This is a genomic window from Syntrophomonas sp. UBA1041 (assembly GCF_002316705.1).
Taxonomy (GTDB): domain Bacteria; phylum Bacillota; class Syntrophomonadia; order Syntrophomonadales; family Syntrophomonadaceae; genus DTU019.
The window spans coordinates 53,018-71,634 of record NZ_DCEA01000010.1 but is presented as its reverse complement, the minus strand read 5'-3'; the positions used below and the strand labels follow the sequence as shown (position 1 = coordinate 71,634).

Here is an 18,617-nt window from a genome sequence, read left to right as displayed (position 1 = left end):
CCCGCCCTCTAAGTCCGGAACGCTCGATCTCGTCGATAATGTCCGCCGGCGACATGGCAAAAGCCTGGCCCAATGCTTTGTAACCGTCATAAGCCAGATAATCGTCAAGGGAGGCGGGATCGATTTCGCCAATATGGCGCAGGGCCACCTTATGCTGCTTTTTATAGAAATTGATCTCGTGGTGGGATCTGACCTGTTTTTTAGTGACAGGGTCGCGATAGAGAAGCTTTTTTACCAATTCGCCTTGCTTAATCGTCTTATCTATTATTTCAGCCACATGTTTGGCTTGAACCCGACAGTAAGTGATGTCGTCGGGCAGGATTTTCACCAGAGGCCCCTGCTCACACCAGCCGTTGCAGCCTGTGGCTTTGGCATAGGTTTCGACAGTCACCCCGGGTTCAGGATGCAGCTGATTTTGAAAGGCCAGAAATACGTCCATGCTGCCGCTGGCCTGGCAGCCGGTTCCGCAGCATACCAGTATTTTTCTGTTATCAGGAGGATTTTGCGTTGTCATTTATATCCCCCCTTATACCATTAATAACATCCAGAATCCCTGCCGATGAAACCTTGGAGTATACCTTTTCATTGATCACCATTACCGGCGCTATAGCGCAGGCTCCGATGCAGTTTACGGTTTCCAGGGAAAACATGCCGTCCGGGCTTGTTTCACCCGGCCTGATGGCAATCGCGTTGAATATCTGATCAATTAGCACCGCCGAGCTTTTAATATGGCAGGCGGTGCCGTCGCATACTTTGATATGGTACTTGCCTCTGGGCACCAGGCTGAAAGCTTTGTAAAAAGTAGCCAGGGCGTAAACTTTTGAAAAGGGAATCTCCACATGCCTGGCAATCTCCTCCAGGGCTTCCCTGGGCAGATAATTGCACTGTTTCTGTAAATCCTGCATCATGGCTAAAATATAACGTTTATCACTCGGATAGGCCCGGATGATACGCTCCAATTCTTCCGGCAATTGGACTGTTATCCCAGGCATAGGCGCTTTCCTCCTTACCAGGGCCATCCGCGCCGGTGATGGCGCGGACCGCCCTTGTTTTATTGAGCCTAGGCCAGGCCCAATTCCTCCATTTTGCCCTCCTTGGGAACGCCGTTTTCATTCCATCCACGAAGTTCATAGTATTCCGGCAGCATTTTATCCAGTTGATGCACCTGTCCTTGGCGCGGTCCGCCTTTCATCGGCTCCTCCAGCAATCGTTTGGGCAGGCGGTCGTCTTTGCTGCTGAAACCAGCCGCCAGGTTAAAAAGCCGTTCCATGTTCCAGATCCGTTCTCCCGCCAGTAAAAACTCTTCATCACTCATAGTGATTCCGGTGGCTGCCCTGATTTCCGAAGAGAGTTCGGAAAGTCCTATGGCAAAAGTGGTGAACAGACAGGTTCCGGATGAGTCGACCAGGGCGGTCAGATCCTGGAAAAGCTTCAAAAGAGCCGGCTTCCCTTCCGTGCTGGCCGGATCAGCCAGCTCAGGAATGCCCAGAATTTCCGGGGAGGTCAGATAGCCGCGCACATGGCAGCCGCCCCGGTTGGAGGTTGCATAATTCAGCCCGATGCCCTGCTGGCCGCGAGGATCATAAGCGGGGAGCTCCTGTTTCTTCACCGTCATTGAGTATTCCGGATGACCGTATTGATCCGCCAGGCGGTACGAACCTTCTGCCAATTGATCGCCAAATCCTTCCCGAAATGCGGTTTTCTTGACCATTTCCACCAGCAGTTCGCCATCAGCCCAGTGCAGAGATTGCTCTACATCTCCTGTAGGTATAATCCCCTTCTGGTACATTTCCACCGCACAGGCCAGGGTGCTTCCCATAGTAATAGGGTCCAAGCCCAATTCGTTGCAGAGGAAATTAGCCTTGGAGACCGCCTCGAAATCGTCCAGGCCCAGATTAGCCCCGAAAGCCCAGGTTGCCTCATATTCCGGACCCTCTCCCCGGCTTTTGAATTTGCCCTGACTGATCTTGGTTACCCGCCCGCAGCCGATCGTGCAGCCGAAACAGCCTTTATTTTTTACCAGATATTTTTCCGCCTGATACTCCCCGGATATTTTTTCCGCTCCCTCGAAAACGGCTGCCTCACTGTAGTTTTTAACCGGCAGGCCGCCATTTTCATTCAGAATATTTATCAATATATTGGTGCCATAAGCTGTGAGTCCCTCACTGGTAACCGGATGGGCCGCCAGTTTCTTACGGGCATCGACAGCCGCCTCCATGAAATCATTGACACTTGCGACTTTTACTCCGCCGGTTCCCCGCACTGCAACTGCCTTAAGGTTTTTTGATCCCATCACCGCACCAACCCCGGAGCGTCCCGCTGCCCGGTGATATTCATTCATTATGCAGGCAAACTTAACCTGGTTTTCACCGGCCGGTCCTATACAGGCTACCTTGGTTTCTTCATCGGTGCTTGCTTTAATCAGGTCGGTGGTTTCAAAAACATCTTTTCCCCATAATTCGGACGCATCACGTATTTCAACCTGGTCATTATATACCCAGAGATAGACCGGTTTTGCGGCGCGGCCTTCAATAATAATTCCGTCAAAGCCGGCAAATTTCAGCTCCGGTCCAAAGTTTCCTCCGGAATTGGAGGCGGCAATGGTGCCGTTTAAAACCCCTTTGGTAACCACATTGAACCGTCCTCCACAGGGAGCGAAAGTTCCGGTTAAAGGACCACTCATGAATATTACTTTATTTTCCGGACTTAAAGGATCTACATTGGGATCGACTTCTTTTACAAAAAGCCTGGTTCCCAATCCCCGAGCGCCAATATAGTTGCGCAAATCGTCGCGATCCAAAGCTTCCTGGCTGATGGTTCCACGAGTTAAATCAATTCTTAAGATTTTCCCCATCCATCCAAACATAGCTAAATCACCTCCTCGAATGCGGTCTTAAATTTTTCGGCGTAGCTCTTGCGTTTCGCCAGGGTAGCTTGTAGAGGGTCTTGATAACTAATGGCCCCGGATGGGCAGTATTTGATGCATTGAGGGTCCCCGCCGCAAAGATCGCATTTTAGGATCATGTCTTTGCCCGGATCATAGGTAGCAGCGCCAAAGGGACAGGCGATTGTACACATCTTGCACCGCAGGCACTTATCCTGCGAGACCAGCAAAGCTGCTGAATGTTCATCCCGCTGGATGGCGCCCACCGGGCAAACCTGCATACATGCCGCCACACTGCACTGCTGGCACACCATGGGAGCAGACAGCCCTACTTTTTCATAACTGAAGACGGTAATTCTGGAGCGTAATGGATTAAACTCCTGCGCGTGGACAAAAGAACAAATCATTTCGCATGTTCGACATCCGGTGCATGTTTCTGGTTGAACAATTAGATTCTTCTCCATCTTGGCCTGGCTCTATCAAGTAAAGCCAGGGATTCACCTCCTTTTCCCAATCTCTAAAAACCTTTAAAGCAATATTCATGCCATACCTGCAGGCTTTCAAATATTAATTCTTAAAGCTGAATATTTGGTTTTTTGCTTTTCATTGCCGGCTCCAGGGAATAAATTCCGCTTAATTTTTTCTTTTCAATTACGGTATGGGCAAAAAAATATTGTACCGACACTGTTCATTATCGGTACAATATTGTGACATCACAGTTACACTTGTTTAACATCTATGTTTAATAATTATCAGAATCAAAGTTGGATGTTGTACTCCCTTATTTTTCGGTACAATGTATTCCTTGAAATCCCCATATGCCGGGCTACCATGGTTATATTGCCTCCATACTGGCCAAGCAGTTCCACAATCTCCTGTTCTTCCGCCGCGGCCCGGAGCTGCTTTCGGCGCTTTCTTTCTAAACCTACACTGGCAATAGTTCCAGGATTGACCTGCTCTCTATCCTGAAGGCTTATAATCGTTTCTTCCCGCACCTCACTGGGCAGGTCTCTGTAAGACAGCCGTTTATCACGGGCAACACAGAGCATTCTTTCCACCACATTTTGGAGTTCTCGAGCATTGCCCGGCCAATCATAGCGGGTTAGAGCTTCTACAATCTTCGGCTCATAATAGTCAATTTCGATCGCCAAACGCCGACTTATTTCATCGAGGAAGTATTCGAAAAGCTGGGGAATGTCTTCCCGGTGATCGCGCAGGGGCGGCAGTTTAATGGTTATTACATTCAGACGGTAAAAAAGGTCCTCACGAAAGTTCTTTTTTTCTACCGCTTCGCGCAAGTTTTTATTGGTAGCGCAAATAATGCGGACATCAACCGGGATAATCTTATCGTCTCCGATACGGACAATCTTCTTCTCCTGAATAGCCCTCAGTAGAGCTCCCTGTTTTCCCTGCGTCATATCACCGATTTCGTCAAGAAACAGAGTCCCTCCGGTGGCCAGTTCAAATTTCCCCGGCCGCCCGCCGCGGTAGGCGCCTGTGAAAGCACCTTCAACATAACCAAACAGCTCGCTGCCCATCAACTCTCTGGGTATAGCAGCGCAATTGAGAGCCACAAACGGCCCGTTCCGCCTTCGACTGGCATTGTGGATAGCCTGGGCAAAAACTTCTTTGCCGGTCCCGCTTTCCCCTTCGAGAAGAATGTTGCTGTCGTTTTCGGCAGCCAGGGCGGCTATGCGAATAGCCTCCTGCAAATGCTGGCTGTTTCCAATGATGTCTGTGAATTGAAACCGGGCTTCGGAGCCGGCAAAACGATTGACCAGTTTTTTAATTTTATTTATGGGATTTATTATGATTACGCCACCCAAATACCGGCCTTGATGATCTTTTAAGGCCTCACCTGAAATGAGGCAATGAAGGTGGTTTTTATCTGATTGGTCCATTACTTCGATGTTTGAGAAAGGTTTCCCGGAATTCAGGATTTCCTTGATTTTAGGGATGTTTTTAAGCACCTCTTCGATATGAAACCCGTTAACTTTGTTTTTAGACTTGTTCAAAATACGTTCTGCAGACGGATTGATCTGTTCAACAATGCCATCGGAATTTAATACCATAACCCCGTCTGACATAGTATGAAAAACGCTATTAATGCGGTTATTAACCAGAGTAAGCTCTTGATTTTTCTTCTGTACCCTCAATTGTTCCTCTATCGCTTTAACAGCTGCCACAACCATCCCCAAGGTGTGTTTGTTGCTGGCCTGGGAGGGGCCCGACATTTGCAGAGCACCTATAACCTGTCCGTCGTCACCTGTAATGGGAGCAGCCGAACAAGTCCAGTTGTGAATATTCTGGCAGTAATGCTCTTCGCCAGATATCTGCACCGGCTTTTCCAATACCAGAGCGGTTCCGATTCCGTTGGTGCCGGCACTTTCTTCACACCAGTTGCTGCCGGGAATAAGACTGATCTCCATAGCCTTTTTATTAATTACAGGATCCCCCAACGTTTCTAGAATCTTACCGGTTTCATCGGACAATATGACTGCAAAACCGGATCCGGCCACAAAGTTATAGATGTTTTCCATAAAGGGCCTGGCAATGGCGATCAAGGTGCTTTTTTGACCGCGCAAGTTTTTTAATTCGGTTTCGTCCATTATCGTAATACTTCCGCCGTTATAAGGATCGATCCCGGCTTGTCGACAGCGCTGCCACGATCCGGCAATGATCTCCGGTACTATATCCATGTCTATTACAGCCTTAGCAACGAAATGCTCCCAGGCCTTAGCGATTGTCTGGTTATTCTTACGCATTACTGTTCCTCCCTACCGACAGCTTATGGCATGCATCATATTACAGTAAGCAATGATTGCCCATATAATATAATAATAAGATAAAATTAACGAAACAAAATGTCAGATTTATCCGACTTTTAAAGATTTCTTCTCTTGGTAAGCGACTCCTTTTGGGTTAATGGTTTTTACATGGAGTGTGTGACACCTATTTCAGATGCAGGCTATTTTTTCTAAAAGTCGCTTATAAACTCTGCTGCTGTTACAATTTTTGGAGTTTCTACGCCCGATTCCAAAAAGTCTCTATCTCCTGTAATTAGGACATCCACCTTTGCCTTTAATGCCGCTCTGAGTATAGGGCGATCATTTACATCTCTGATCATGTTTTCCTTTTCATCCACTTCCTCTTGGCCGGGTGTGCTTACCACTTCAAAAAGCGCCCACGTAAAAAATCTTTCTATTAAAGGTATACTATCCGGAAATTTCCTATTAAAAACTCTTCTTACCTCATCAACAATTTGATCACACAATATAATTTTATATGGTGATTGTGATGCTTTAGCATAAGCGGCAAATGGAGTTCCATTCGGATTGCGAATAGCGGAGATAATGATATTAGTATCAATCATTATCCTCATCTACCTTCAATCTCCTGCCGTATTTCTTTAACCAAATCGTTTATATCATCGTCTGAATTAATTCCCACAGCTTCAAATTTTCCTTGCATTTCTTTCTGAAGCGTTTTCATTGCATAAAGAGCGGAGTTCATAACAATAGCATAATCACCCTGGCAAATGAAAGTCACCCTTTCACCTTCGGACAACTTAAGCATGTCGCGTATATCCTTGGGAATCGTTACCTGCCCCTTGGCCATGATTTTTGCATTATCTACAATTGGTCGGTTTATTGCCATTTTCAAACCTCCTTGCCATGCAGGAAATTCCTACTTTCCCTACTTGCTAGTATATATCAATTACTTAATATTTAACACTACCTCAAGCGAGTACTTCTGCCTGATTTTGAAGATTCATGATCTACGGTTCCAAAGAACTTTTGAGTTGGAAGTGCGGCTCGAATATCATACTGCTATATAAAGGGAAGGTTGACGTGTTTGCACCAGAGGTAGCTACGGGTCAGCAAAACCACATCCCGTGCCTTTCTAAACTTCCCCGGCCTCATATCACCATGAATACAGCAAAACATCCGTCCACCCAGCTTACTTAAGGGCTTTACGGCCTTTTGATTTCCCAGGCCGATTGCGCATCTAAATCGAGCTAAACTTCTTGATTTGAATTATCCTTCCTTGATATATTCCGCACCGATTTGCCTGTCTTTGATGAAAAAGGGCGCGTCACTCAACGTTTTTAAATTAACGTTTTGCGACACGCCCTTTGCAAACCTATATTCATTTAAAAATAAACATTTTATCTCTAAAACAAGAGATAAAATGTAGCTTTTAAGATGGTCGGAGTGACTGGATTTGAACCAGCGGCCTCTACGTCCCCAACGTAGCGCTCATACCAAACTGAGCTACACCCCGACGCAAAAATCATTTTATAACAGATAACTGTATAAGTCAAGCTGAACCCGAAGCAAGCCTATTCACAGCCCCCATTGCCGTTGCCCAAATCATATTTGGCGTGCAAGGCCTGCACCGCTTTGGCTATCAGGGCTTCGTCAATCAAACAGGAGACCTTGATCTCCGAAGTGCTTATCATATGTATATTGATCTGCTCTTCAGCCAGGGCTTCAAACATGCGGGCCGCCACCCCGGGGTTGCTCTTCATTCCGGCGCCAATCACCGATACCTTGGCCACATCGGCGTCATAGGATAAACCGGAAGCCCCCAATTCCCTCACCACATCCTCCACTACCGGCAGGGCTTTGTGAAGATCAGGTTTTTCGATAGTAAAAGCTATGTCATTGCGGTTTTCCCTCATGGCGCTCTGAATTACCATATCGACATTGATCCCTTCTCCGGCCAGTTTATTGAACAGCAGACTGGCTACCCCGGGCCGGTCCGGAACGTCAAAAATAGCAATCCGGGCTACGTTGATGTCGTGGGCTATCCCGCTGACGATTCTCTGTTTTTCCATGCTGTTTCCCTCCGTGATAATGGTTCCCGGGTCGTTTTTGAAACTGTTGCGGACTTCCACATCCACATGGTACTGCATGGCGCATTCCACCGCCCGGGGCTGCATGACCACCGCGCCCAGGCTGGCCAGTTCCAGCATCTCCTCGTAGCTTACCGCGGGCATTTTATGCGCTTCAGGCACCAGGCGGGGATCAGCAGTGAAAACCCCGTCAACATCGGTAAATATTATGCAGCGATCAGCCAGGAGGCTGGCTGCCAGGGCTACAGCAGTGGTATCCGAACCACCCCGCCCCAGTGTGGTAATATCGCCCTGCGGTGAAAGGCCTTGGAACCCGGCGATAACCACTACGTTTTCCTGTTCCAGTTCCTGCAGGATGCGCTCGTTGGCAATGCTTATAATTCTGGCCTTGCTGTGGGTGCCGTCACTGCGTATGCCGGCCTGCCAGCCGGTCAATGAAATAGCCGGAGTGCCCATGCTATTCAAGCTCATAGCCAGCAATGCCGCTGATTGCTGTTCACCGGTTGCCAGCAGCATGTCCATCTCACGGTGCCATTGTTGATCACCTGTGGCGCAGGCCAGGTCAATCAGATCATCAGTGGTGTCTCCCATTGCAGATACAACTACCACCACCTGATTGCCCTCAGTGCGCATAGCTGCCACCCTTTCAGCAATGTTTCTAATCTTTTCAATCGAGGCTACCGAGCTTCCCCCGAATTTAACAACCAACAAGCCCAAATCTCTCACTCCCTAAATACGTGCAAATTTATCCAACATTTTTTAGACGTTTTAAATATGATCAATAATTTGTATCCCTTGATAATCTATGTTCAGATAAAGACAGCGACTCGGGCAACCGGCTGCTCTAAAGGCCTCTTGCATGCCGGCTCCGATATATTCCATATTTTCAGCAGCCAGGGCCAAAACCGAAGGGCCGGCGCCGCTTAAGGCCGCCCCCAGAGCGCCTCTTTCCAGGGCAATCTGTATAACCTCTTTAAGTCCCGGGATGAGCCTTTGGCGCGAGGATTGGACAATGTCATCATCCATTGCCAGACTCAGGTGCCGGTAATCACCGTTAGCCAGGCTCTGCACCACGAAACAGGCCTGCTGCAGATGACGCACGCAGTCCCTCCAGGGCACCTCCCGGGGCAGAACCGCCCGGGCTTCCCGGGTGGGCACAATAAAGTCGGGTACCGCAATGATAACCCTGATATCATCATGCAAGGCCACCTTCTGGTAATACACCTGATGGTCTAAGACCATGGCGGTGGTTAACCCTCCCGCTACAGCCGGAACTATATTGTCAGCATGACCTTCCAGGGCCAGCGCCCAGGCGAGCAGCTGCTGCTCTGAAAAGGGGTTGCCTGACAGGTAATTGGCCAGATACATCCCCGCGATAATGACTGCCGCGCTGCTTCCCAACCCCTTCCCCGCCGGGATCTGGCTGTCAATCTCCAGTTCCAATCGGGGCATAGGGAAGCCGGCTTGGGTAAACACAGCTTCCATGGCCTGGTGGAGCAGGTCGCCGGAGCTGGTTGGGTTTTCATCGCTGTGCCGTACTTTTCCTTTATGGTCATAAGCGGTAACAGATAAGTAAAGCTGCAGGGCCAATCCCAGCGTATCGAATCCAGTTCCCAGATTGGCACTGCTGGCCGGGACTCGAACTGTGACCATCCGGGCTAAGCCTCCATTCGATCGGTGCCTTCCAACCTGATGACATTATCTATCCTGCTGACAATGCTCATGCCCTGCAAAACTGCCAGCGAATCGCGCAGGTTGTGTTCTTGAACCTTGTGGGTGATGAGGATCAGTTCGGCACACTGACCGCTGCTGGTTTTCTGAATCACGGAAGCGATGCTGACATTGTTGTTGCCAAACACGCCGGCAATGCCAGCCAGAACGCCGGGGCGGTCTGTAACTGTCATGCGTATATAAAACTCCGCGCTGAGCTGGTTTATATTGAGTATGGTACGTTCCTCATAACAGGTGCAGCCAATGCGCAGGCTGATGTCGTGCTGGATATTGCGGGTGATGTCGATTATATCCCCCACTACCGCACTGGCAGTGGGAAGCTGACCTGCGCCGCGTCCATAATGCATCACTTCACCTACCGCATCGCCATAAACAAACACTGCGTTAAAAACGTCATTGACTGCCGCCAGGGGGTGGTTGGCGGGAATAAACGCGGGATGAACCCGAATCTCCAACTGTTCTTGCTCATTCTCTTTGGCCACCGCCAGAAGCTTGACCACATAGCCCAATTCCCTGGCATAACGGATGTCTGCCGGGGTAATGGAGGTTATTCCCTCAACATAGACATCATTAAGGGTTACCCTGCTATTGAAGGCAATGGAAGACAAGATCGCAATTTTGCGGGCGGCGTCAAGCCCTCCCACATCTGCAGTTGGGTCGGCCTCAGCATAACCGAGAGCCTGCGCTTCAGCCAGTACCTCGGCAAAAGGCCGGCCTTCCCGGGACATCTTGGTTAGAATATAATTGGTAGTGCCGTTTAATATGCCAATAACCTCTTTGATGCGATTGGCCGCCAAGGATTGCTTGAGTGGATAGATGACGGGGATCCCTCCGGCAACGCTGGCCTCAAAATAGAAATCCACTTTGTACTCGGCCGCGGTTTCAAAGATGATGCGGCCATGCTCGGCAATCAGGTCTTTGTTGGCTGTCACCACGTGCTTGCCCCTGCGCATGGCCTCGAGTATATAGTCCAGAGCGGGCTGTATGCCCCCGATCAGTTCAACCACAATCTGAATTTCTTCATCATTGAGTATATCTTCGATACTGCTGGTTATGCAGTCGGGGTCAAGGCCAAGCTGCCGGCATTTATCGACATCCCGTTCCATTACGCGTTTGATTTGGATATTCTCCCCGGCGCGTTGGGTGATGGTATATTCATTCTGCTTGAGTAGTTTGACGACGCCAGAACCTACCGTTCCGCATCCCAGCAATCCAATGTAAATCATGTTGCGACCTCCTGTTTCAACCTCTGCCAACAATTTCAGCACGAACTACGCCATTCAGCCCTCCCAGATGCGTCATAAGCTCTTCCACCGATATGCTTAATTCTTCAACGCTTAAGGAAATTGTCACCAGTGCCATTCCATTAAGGGGGAGATTTTGGTTAATGGTGAGCACATTGCCTCGGTAGGCGGCAATACTATTCAGCACCCCTGATAGAATACCTGAAATGTGGCGCAGAAGCAACGATATATTAATGATCTCCAGGCTTTTGGCGTCAAAAAAAGCATTGACTCCGTCCTTGTACTTGTAAAAGGTACTGCGTGCCAGGCCCAGTTTATTGACCGCATCCAGGACGGATTCGGCATCCCCTTTAGCCAGCATTTCCTTGACTTGTGCGGTCTTAACGATGGCTTCGGGCAGAATATCATCTCTTACCAGGTAATATTTTGCCGGCATAATGCAACAGCCCTCCTGTCCCCTCTGGGTAGATATCTGCTTCCGTATAACGGACATTATATCACGACGGTGTTTATTCGACAAATATTATTGGACGAATTATACACATTTTTAATGGGACAGGGGTATCGGAACATCGGCAAATAGGAGAATGATCCCATCAAAATAACAAAAATGGTATAGTTTAATATATATAGAATGATAAGGAAAGTAGAGCGGATACATCATGTGTGCGTTAACTTGTTAAACGCATTATCGTATTATTAGGGCAAAGGAGGATTAAAGACAAAGATCCATGATGACGGTAAGTGAGGTTTAGACATGAGAAGAAATCCCATAGTATATTTAGTCTATATGTTTCTAATAACTATAATTCTTACTACGAGCCAAATTCCGCTTGCTCACATCAAACTATTGAGTATTCAATCATATGCATTAACACTCTTTTATTTAGCCCAGTTTGTATTATATTTACTTATTGGTATAATACTTGGCTTCTGTGAGCATCTTTTATTCGAAATCCATAAAAGCGGAGTATGGCGCATCAATTTTCAAAAATTTTTCATTTTGGGAATACCCTTGGGATTAATAGCAAGTAGTTATTTATTTTATTTTCAAACTGAGATTCCCTTTATCATAAACTTGTTCTCATTCATAGTTAACACTGAATCAGGGCAGGTTGTAGTAGCACAATCAATTCTCGGATATACATTAATAACATCCTTTTTTAAAGATGATCGTATCTAGTGTTGGTGCCACCCTATATAAGTTGCCCATGGTCCGATAATAGTCCTTGATGCTTTCCGTCCTGCGACAGATTACATGCAGGCAGAAAACAAAAAACCGGCCTTCAGGCCGGTTGAAGCTTTTTGTTGAGGTACATTCACACGATGATGCAGATCAAACCTCCGCTGCCTTCGTTGACAATGCGCTGCAGGGTATCCTGCAGTTTCAGCTGGGCGTTTTCGGGCATACGGTGCAGCTTGTTCTGTATCCCTTCTCTGACCAGATCATGCAGGGACTTTCCGAAAATATTGGATTCCCAGATCTTGGCGGGATCTTCTTCAAACTCATCCAGTATGTAGCGCACCAACTCCTCACATTGCTTCTCGGTTCCAATAATAGGCGTGATTTCAGTGGTAATGTCCGCACGTATAAGGTGCAGTGACGGGGCTTTGGCCTTTAGCCTGACCCCAAAACGACTTCCCTGGCGGATCAGTTCGGGTTCTTCCAGGAGCATTTCCTCAAGTCTCGGTGTGACTACGCCATAACCGGATTCCTGCACCTCAGTGAGGGCGGAGGACACTTTGTCATATTCCTTTTTGGCGATACTGAGGTCTTTCATCAAGCGCATGATATCCTGGGTGCCTTCAACTGCAAAACCGCTGACATCACTCAGGGAGCGATAGAATAATTCCTCCGGCACGGTTACATCTATGGAGGCGGTTCCAGTACCAAGGTTCATTTCCTCTAAGCTCACATAGCTTATGTTATCAACAATAGAAAGCTTTTCGATGGCCTGATCGATGTCCCGAACTTTGCGAATATCGTTTAAGATATCGCGGATAGCGGTTTCCAGGCCGTCCCGGAGCCAGAAGTCTTCATCCAGTTCATCCACCCAACCGGGGAGCTTGATGTTTATTTCATGAACCGGGAATTCATACAAGGCTTCTTCCAAAAGCCCATAGATCTGTTCCATGGACATGCGGGCCACATCCATGGGTGTGACACTGACGCCATATTTTTCCCCCAACTCCTCGGCCAAACTCAGGGTTTCAGTGCTATAGGGGTTTACCGAATTCAATACAACTATAAATGGTTTGTTGAGGTCTCTGAGTTCCTGAATAACTCTTTCCTCCGCCGGGACGTAGTAGTTGCGCTGAATATCACTGATGGAGCCGTCAGTAGTCACTACGATCCCGATGGTGGAATGATCTACAATGACCTTCCTGGTCCCTATTTCGGCCGCCTCTTCGAAGGGTACCTCATAGTCAAACCAGGGAGTTCTAACCATGCGAGGCTCTTCATCCTCTACGTAACCCAGTGCCCCTTCAACCGCATATCCCACACAGTCAACCAGGCGAGCCTTGAAGCTCACGCCGCTCTGCGTGGTAATTTCGATAGCTTCATTGGGGACAAATTTGGGTTCGGTGGTTGTGATGGTTTTCCCAGCACCACTCTGGGGAAGTTCATCTACAGCCCTTTCCCGATCATATACGTCTTTGATATTGGGGATAATCATGAGCTCCATGAAACGTTTAATAAAGGTTGACTTACCTGATCTTACGGGGCCTACGACTCCCAAATAGATATCGCCTCCGGTTCTTTCGGCGATATCGTTCAAGATATTGTTACTATCCACTTCTCTTTTTCCCTCCCTTGTTTCAGACTTTAAAAGGCATCCTCCCTCCGACGCAAGACACCCCTTAATATCCCATGACGCTATAACAGTACAAATATATTTATCAATATTCGGTAATATAACCAGAAAAGAAAAAAAGTGCGGTTTTGTCCACACTCTATAATTCTCAGTTTTAGGGCATCAGAAATAGTGTTATAATCTCCCGGTGTCTAATTCGACCCGGGCATCATCTCAAAGCCTAATCAACCAGTTGTTCCATTTCATGCCGCTTGGCACGACACATGATATTTATCACTTCCTGCGATACCGGCACATGATTATACAGTATATTATAACAGGCCCGGGTAACGGGCATTTCAATCCCCAATTCATCAGCCAGGCGTTCAACCACTCTGGTGGTATGCAAACCTTCCACTACCATACCAATCTGCTGGAGCGCATCTGTCAGGCTATGACCTTGACCGATCAATATGCCAAAGCGCCGGTTGCGGGAGTAATCGCTGCAGCAGGTCACCACCAGGTCGCCCATGCCGCTCAGCCCTGTAAAGGTACGATAATCACCGCCCATTTTCACCCCCATGCGGATAATCTCCGTCAGACCCCGGGTCATCAAGGCCGCCACCGAATTGTCGCCATAGCCCAGCCCGACGACCATGCCCGCCGCCAGGGCGATAATGTTCTTCAAGGCCCCCCCCAGTTCCACTCCGGCCAAATCCAGATTGGTATAAACCCTCAGATGGCGGGACATATAGGCATCCTGCACAAAAAAAGCGGTCTCTTCACAGGCAGAAGCCACAGTCACCGCGGTGGGAATGCAGCGAGCCACTTCTTCGGCATGACTGGGTCCGGAAATGACTGCGTAGCTTCCCAAAATGCCATCACCCATCACATCGGCAGCCACCTGGCTCAATCTCATCCCGCTGGCGATTTCAATGCCTTTAGCGGTATTGACCAGGATGGTTCCGGGCTGATAAAAAGGGCGCAGCTCTTGCAGTATTTCGCGAACCGCCTGCGAAGGCACCGCCGCGACTATCATCCGCGCATCCTTTATGGCTTCAGCCAGATCAGAGGTCAGCTGTATCTCTCCGGGTATGGGCAAACCTGGCAGATAGCGCCGGTTTTCTCTCTCGTCCGCGATTAATTTGACTTCATCAGGCCTGCCCCAGAGGGTGGTGGCGAATCCATTCTGATTTAAAACCAGAGCCTGCGCGGTACCCCAACTGCCAGCTCCCATTACGCAAACCTTTTCCATCCCAAATCTCCCCATTCGCTGGCGGTTAAACCGCCTTATCTGTTATGCGCGCTTCCTGGCCTGAAATCAATCTTTTGATATTGGAATGATGCCTGAACAGGACCAGGGCGGCCAGGAAAAAGCTCATTACGGTGAAAGGCCACGGTTTTATCAATATCAGGCATAATATTGGTAACAAGGCCGCGGCCAATACTGACCCCAGCGACACATAGCGGGTTAAAGCCACTGATAAAATCATGACGGCCACCAGGACCAGGAAAATCTGGGGCATCAAAAATAGAATAACCCCGGCAGCGGTGGCAACCCCTTTGCCACCCCTGAAGGACAAAAAAATCGTATAACAGTGGCCTACCACCACAAAAACTCCGCAGGCCGCAGCTACAACCGGCCCACCCCAGGCGAGCCCTATCCACGCGGCGATCAATCCTTTCAAAAGGTCTCCCATAAGGGCCAGAACCGCCACTGATATTTTGGTCGAGCGCAGAACATTGGTAGCCCCGATATTTCCGCTGCCGCGCTGGGATATATCCACTTTCCCCAGATATTTGCCAAACAGGTAAGAAAACGGAACAGCCCCCAGCAAATAACTTAATAAGAGTAAAACCCAATCATTCATGACCTCATCCCCTCTTACAAACCTCACCTCGCGCCATTTATTGAAACTTGGAGGTATTCTTGCGCACCAACAAACACAGCGGTGAACCTTCAAAGCCGAAATTCTGGCGCAGTACGTTTTCCAGGTAGCGCAGATAAGAAAAATGCACCTGTTCCGGGTCGCTGCAAAACAGCACAAAAGTAGGCGGCGCAGTAGTCACCTGTGTGGTATAGAAAATCTTCACCCGCTTGCTGCCTCCCGGCAGGGGGTTGAGCAGTATGGCTTCATTTATTACCCGATTGAGTTCAGCCGTAGCAACGCGGCGGTTGTACTGCTCCACTACAAAATCCACCAGTTCGATGATCTTGAAGATGCGCTGGCGGGTCAGTGCGGATACATACAGGATAGGGGCATAAGCCAGGAATTTCAAATCTTCGCGGATATCCTTGTCATAGCGGTTCATGGTATGCTCATCTTTATTGACCGCATCCCACTTGTTGACCACCACGATATTGGCCTTGTTCTGTTCGTGTACGTATCCCGCGATGCGCTGATCCTGCTCAGTTACTTTTTCCACCGCATCCAGCATGATCAAGACCACATCGGCTCTTTCCATGCTTTTCAAGGTGCGGATTACACTGTATTTTTCAGTAGCCTCTTTGATGCGGGATTTTTTGCGAATGCCGGCCGTATCAATCAATATATAGCGGTTCCCTCCGTACTCGAAAGGAGTGTCGATGGAGTCCCGGGTGGTTCCCGGTATCTCGCTGACGATAACCCGCTGCTCGCCCAGGAGGGCGTTGACCAAAGACGATTTTCCCACGTTGGGACGCCCCACAATGGCGATCTTAACTGCTTCAGGGTCTTCATCATAGTCTTGCGGAGGACCAAAGTTGGCTATCACCGCATCCAGCAGGTCGTTGGTATTGAGGCCGTGCATGGCGGAAATAGGAATGGGATCGCCCAAGCCGAGGCGGTAGAAGTCCATCCATTCCAACTGGCGGTCGAAATTCTCAACTTTGTTAGCCGCCAGTATCACCGGTTTACGGGAGCGGCGCAGCATCTCGGCCACCTGTTCGTCTTCAGAGGTGATGCCCTGCCGGGCATCCAATACGAAGACGATTACATCAGCCTCATCAACGGCGATCTCCGCCTGCAATTGCACCCCGCGGGCGATGGTATCCACTTCTTCAAAGCGCAGCCCGCCGGTATCGATAATGATAAAGTCCCGGCCCAGCCATTCTGAAACATCATAAAGGCGGTCGCGGGTAACCCCGGGTATATCTTCTACGATGGCTTTGCGCTTTCCTGCCAGGCGGTTAAACAGGGTTGATTTTCCTACATTGGGCCTGCCCACAATGGCAACAACCGGTTTAGACATGTATTACTCTCCGTTTTTCTATACTATTTATGTAAGACGGCATCGACAAGGTCCCGGGCCTTTATTGGCACCACCCTGATCTCAGCCCCTGATGCTCTTATTATATCTGCCACCGAGATATCATCCAACAGCAGCTCTTCGCCGGCTTTCAGGATGATTTCCGGAAGAAGGACATTTTTCCCCTGATATTGGTTTCCCAGGGTTTTGATTATATCCCCGCCGGTCAACAGTCCGGTTACGGTAATGCTCGATCCCAGGAAGCTATTGACAACTGGTATGAGGTGTACCGCCACCCCGGCAACCTGGTTTAAGCGTTCGACTATGGGCTGTAAGGCGATTGTCCCTGAAACGCCGGTGACAATATGAGTCTGCCGGGGCGGCACCGCATCAGGCAGCCCTTTTTCGGCCTGGGCGAATTCATCCCACAAAAGGCGCACTAAACCGATCCCATTCTCCAATTGTTCAAAACTATCATAGTAACTGCTGCCGGGAACGGTTTGGCCGGCGTTCAGATAAAACTCGTCGGCCAAGTATACCAGGCCGAGCCCGTATTCGCGGCGAAAGCGCTGTTGATAGGCGTTGACCCGGGTGATTAGCCTGGCCGCCTGCTCCGGAGTCACCGGTTTTAGGTCCGGCAATCCCTGGCGATGTTTGGTCAATCCCACCGGAACAATGCCTATTGACAGGACACTGGGGTAAAAACCAGCCAGCTGTTCGATAGTCTCCTCTAATACTTCTCCGTCATTAATGCCCGGACACAGGACAATTTGGGTATGAATTTCTATGCCGCTCCGGTAAAGGCGCTCTAAATCCTCCCTTATATTAAGACCCTTTTTATGTTTCAGCATCCTGGCCCGCACTGCCGGCCGCATGGCATGTATGGAGATGTACAGCGGACTCAGCCGCATGGCTAGAATCTTGTCCCAATCCGACTGCTGCAAATTGGTAAGGGTTATGAAATTGCCAAACAGGAAGGAGTGGCGGTAATCGTCATCTTTTATCTGCAAAGTAGGGCGCAGGTCCGGCGGAAGTTGATCGACAAAGCAAAACAGGCAGCGATTTCTGCATACTTTCATCGGGTCGAAGATGGCGCCGTCTAAAATCAATCCCAGCTCCTCATCTTCTTCTTTTTCAACCTCTATCAGCCAGGTTTCACCATTCGGTTTATGCACTTCCACTTCAAGGAAGACGTCTTGTACCGCGAACTGATAATCGAGAATATCGTGTATAATCTGTCCGTTGATAGAGTATAGGCTGTCACCGGTTTCAAGGCCGATATCTTCGGCTATGCTGCCCGGTATCACATCTTGAATGGGTGCTGCCACCTGATTCCCTCCCGCTGCCATCTACCCCACTATTATCCCTTATCACTTGCCCCCCTGCAATAGCAGATCCACCCGCGTGTATTATGATTATTGCCATTTGGATTGCAGTTCAGCCTTAAACGCCAGGGTCTCTTCTTTTATATGTTCATACTGCTTCCCAGCCAGATGATAGGCTAACAGATTTTGCAGATATCTGCCTCCCAGTCAGGGCGGCAGGTAATTGAGGCCATAAAACAACAGATTACCAGGTATTGATACGGCCCGGGCAACCAATTCCTCTTCACTAAAACCGAACAGGTCGCGAAGGTCAGCGATGATAGCAGGCGCTAATTCATAATTGGCCCCTGCTCCGAAAGCATAAACCTTCACCCCATTGGCATCCTCGCCAACATACAAGAGGTCTCCTTTAAGATCCGCTTCTTTATCGTCATAATGCTCGACAAACCGGTAATCATTGCTATGAAGATCGCCCATAAAAATATGGGCGGCGATAAGTGCATGATGAACCCCGGTGGGACCCACAAATATTACATTCAATGTTTTCACCTG

General features: G+C 48.9%; 17 protein-coding genes and 1 tRNA gene. All 18 read right to left on the bottom strand.

The features are described from left to right. Window positions 1-514: (2Fe-2S) ferredoxin domain-containing protein (locus B2633_RS02215; RefSeq protein WP_483168903.1), on the bottom strand; the 514-nt coding region annotated here is incomplete at its 3' end. Then, on the bottom strand, window positions 492-992 hold the full coding sequence (locus B2633_RS02210) for an NADH-quinone oxidoreductase subunit NuoE family protein (protein WP_483168902.1): 501 nt from the start codon (window positions 990-992) through the stop codon (window positions 492-494). The genes B2633_RS02215 and B2633_RS02210, both read right to left, overlap by 23 nt. Before the next feature lie 68 nt (window positions 993-1,060). Next, window positions 1,061-2,866, bottom strand: a complete 1,806-nt coding sequence (locus tag B2633_RS02205) for an aldehyde ferredoxin oxidoreductase family protein (protein WP_483168901.1) — start codon at window positions 2,864-2,866, stop codon at window positions 1,061-1,063. Window positions 2,867-2,868: 2 nt separating this feature from the next. Next, window positions 2,869-3,348: a 4Fe-4S dicluster domain-containing protein gene (locus tag B2633_RS02200; protein ID WP_481040316.1), complete on the bottom strand. Its 480-nt coding sequence runs from the start codon at window positions 3,346-3,348 to the stop codon at window positions 2,869-2,871. A gap of 294 nt (window positions 3,349-3,642) precedes the next feature. Continuing rightward, window positions 3,643-5,649, bottom strand: coding sequence for a sigma-54-dependent Fis family transcriptional regulator (locus B2633_RS02195; protein WP_483168899.1), 2,007 nt, complete (start codon window positions 5,647-5,649; stop codon window positions 3,643-3,645). A gap of 212 nt (window positions 5,650-5,861) precedes the next feature. Continuing rightward, window positions 5,862-6,257: a putative toxin-antitoxin system toxin component, PIN family gene (locus tag B2633_RS02190; RefSeq protein WP_483168897.1), complete on the bottom strand. Its 396-nt coding sequence runs from the start codon at window positions 6,255-6,257 to the stop codon at window positions 5,862-5,864. Between the two features lie 5 nt (window positions 6,258-6,262). Next, window positions 6,263-6,541 (bottom strand): AbrB/MazE/SpoVT family DNA-binding domain-containing protein, encoded by a 279-nt coding sequence (locus tag B2633_RS02185; protein WP_483168896.1) that lies wholly within the window; start codon window positions 6,539-6,541, stop codon window positions 6,263-6,265. A gap of 549 nt (window positions 6,542-7,090) precedes the next feature. Next, window positions 7,091-7,168 (bottom strand) — tRNA-Pro (locus B2633_RS02180). Window positions 7,169-7,226: 58 nt separating this feature from the next. Further along, window positions 7,227-8,453 (bottom strand): aspartate kinase, encoded by a 1,227-nt coding sequence (locus tag B2633_RS02175; RefSeq protein ID WP_483168910.1) that lies wholly within the window; start codon window positions 8,451-8,453, stop codon window positions 7,227-7,229. 57 nt (window positions 8,454-8,510) lie between these two features. Continuing rightward, a complete protein-coding gene (gene thrB, locus B2633_RS02170; protein WP_483168895.1) occupies window positions 8,511-9,395 on the bottom strand; it encodes a homoserine kinase in 885 nt (294 codons plus the stop codon). Between the two features lie 5 nt (window positions 9,396-9,400). Further along, window positions 9,401-10,699, bottom strand: coding sequence for a homoserine dehydrogenase (locus B2633_RS02165; protein WP_483168894.1), 1,299 nt, complete (start codon window positions 10,697-10,699; stop codon window positions 9,401-9,403). A gap of 16 nt (window positions 10,700-10,715) precedes the next feature. Further along, window positions 10,716-11,153 carry an ACT domain-containing protein gene (locus B2633_RS02160; RefSeq protein WP_483168892.1) on the bottom strand — a complete coding sequence of 146 codons (438 nt, stop codon included), beginning with the start codon at window positions 11,151-11,153 and terminating at the stop codon, window positions 10,716-10,718. Between the two features lie 883 nt (window positions 11,154-12,036). Then, window positions 12,037-13,515 carry a stage IV sporulation protein A gene (spoIVA, locus tag B2633_RS02155; RefSeq protein WP_483168890.1) on the bottom strand — a complete coding sequence of 493 codons (1,479 nt, stop codon included), beginning with the start codon at window positions 13,513-13,515 and terminating at the stop codon, window positions 12,037-12,039. A 238-nt stretch (window positions 13,516-13,753) separates the two neighbouring features. Next, window positions 13,754-14,767 carry an NAD(P)H-dependent glycerol-3-phosphate dehydrogenase gene (locus B2633_RS02150; protein ID WP_483168889.1) on the bottom strand — a complete coding sequence of 338 codons (1,014 nt, stop codon included), beginning with the start codon at window positions 14,765-14,767 and terminating at the stop codon, window positions 13,754-13,756. A gap of 25 nt (window positions 14,768-14,792) precedes the next feature. Continuing rightward, window positions 14,793-15,383 carry a glycerol-3-phosphate 1-O-acyltransferase PlsY gene (plsY, locus tag B2633_RS02145; RefSeq protein WP_483168888.1) on the bottom strand — a complete coding sequence of 197 codons (591 nt, stop codon included), beginning with the start codon at window positions 15,381-15,383 and terminating at the stop codon, window positions 14,793-14,795. 37 nt (window positions 15,384-15,420) lie between these two features. After that, complete coding sequence (der, locus tag B2633_RS02140; RefSeq protein ID WP_483168886.1) at window positions 15,421-16,743, bottom strand: ribosome biogenesis GTPase Der; 1,323 nt, start codon at window positions 16,741-16,743, stop codon at window positions 15,421-15,423. A gap of 23 nt (window positions 16,744-16,766) precedes the next feature. After that, complete coding sequence (locus tag B2633_RS02135; protein WP_483168885.1) at window positions 16,767-18,068, bottom strand: DUF512 domain-containing protein; 1,302 nt, start codon at window positions 18,066-18,068, stop codon at window positions 16,767-16,769. A 204-nt stretch (window positions 18,069-18,272) separates the two neighbouring features. Continuing rightward, window positions 18,273-18,605, bottom strand: a complete 333-nt coding sequence (locus B2633_RS02130; RefSeq protein ID WP_483168884.1) for a DUF3189 family protein — start codon at window positions 18,603-18,605, stop codon at window positions 18,273-18,275. Window positions 18,606-18,617 lie beyond the last annotated feature (12 nt).

What these genes read in the sequence shown, in the direction of transcription:
- B2633_RS02210 (WP_483168902.1), bottom strand. Translation starts at nt 992, where the DNA reads ATGCCTGGGATAACAGTCCAATTGCCGGAAGAATTGGAGCGTATCATC.
- B2633_RS02205 (WP_483168901.1), bottom strand. Translation starts at nt 2,866, where the DNA reads ATGTTTGGATGGATGGGGAAAATCTTAAGAATTGATTTAACTCGTGGA.
- B2633_RS02200 (WP_481040316.1), bottom strand. Translation starts at nt 3,348, where the DNA reads ATGGAGAAGAATCTAATTGTTCAACCAGAAACATGCACCGGATGTCGA.
- B2633_RS02195 (WP_483168899.1), bottom strand. Translation starts at nt 5,649, where the DNA reads ATGCGTAAGAATAACCAGACAATCGCTAAGGCCTGGGAGCATTTCGTT.
- B2633_RS02190 (WP_483168897.1), bottom strand. Translation starts at nt 6,257, where the DNA reads ATGATTGATACTAATATCATTATCTCCGCTATTCGCAATCCGAATGGA.
- B2633_RS02185 (WP_483168896.1), bottom strand. Translation starts at nt 6,541, where the DNA reads ATGGCAATAAACCGACCAATTGTAGATAATGCAAAAATCATGGCCAAG.
- thrB (WP_483168895.1), bottom strand. Translation starts at nt 9,395, where the DNA reads ATGGTCACAGTTCGAGTCCCGGCCAGCAGTGCCAATCTGGGAACTGGA.
- B2633_RS02165 (WP_483168894.1), bottom strand. Translation starts at nt 10,699, where the DNA reads ATGATTTACATTGGATTGCTGGGATGCGGAACGGTAGGTTCTGGCGTC.
- B2633_RS02160 (WP_483168892.1), bottom strand. Translation starts at nt 11,153, where the DNA reads ATGCCGGCAAAATATTACCTGGTAAGAGATGATATTCTGCCCGAAGCC.
- B2633_RS02150 (WP_483168889.1), bottom strand. Translation starts at nt 14,767, where the DNA reads ATGGAAAAGGTTTGCGTAATGGGAGCTGGCAGTTGGGGTACCGCGCAG.
- plsY (WP_483168888.1), bottom strand. Translation starts at nt 15,383, where the DNA reads ATGAATGATTGGGTTTTACTCTTATTAAGTTATTTGCTGGGGGCTGTT.
- der (WP_483168886.1), bottom strand. Translation starts at nt 16,743, where the DNA reads ATGTCTAAACCGGTTGTTGCCATTGTGGGCAGGCCCAATGTAGGAAAA.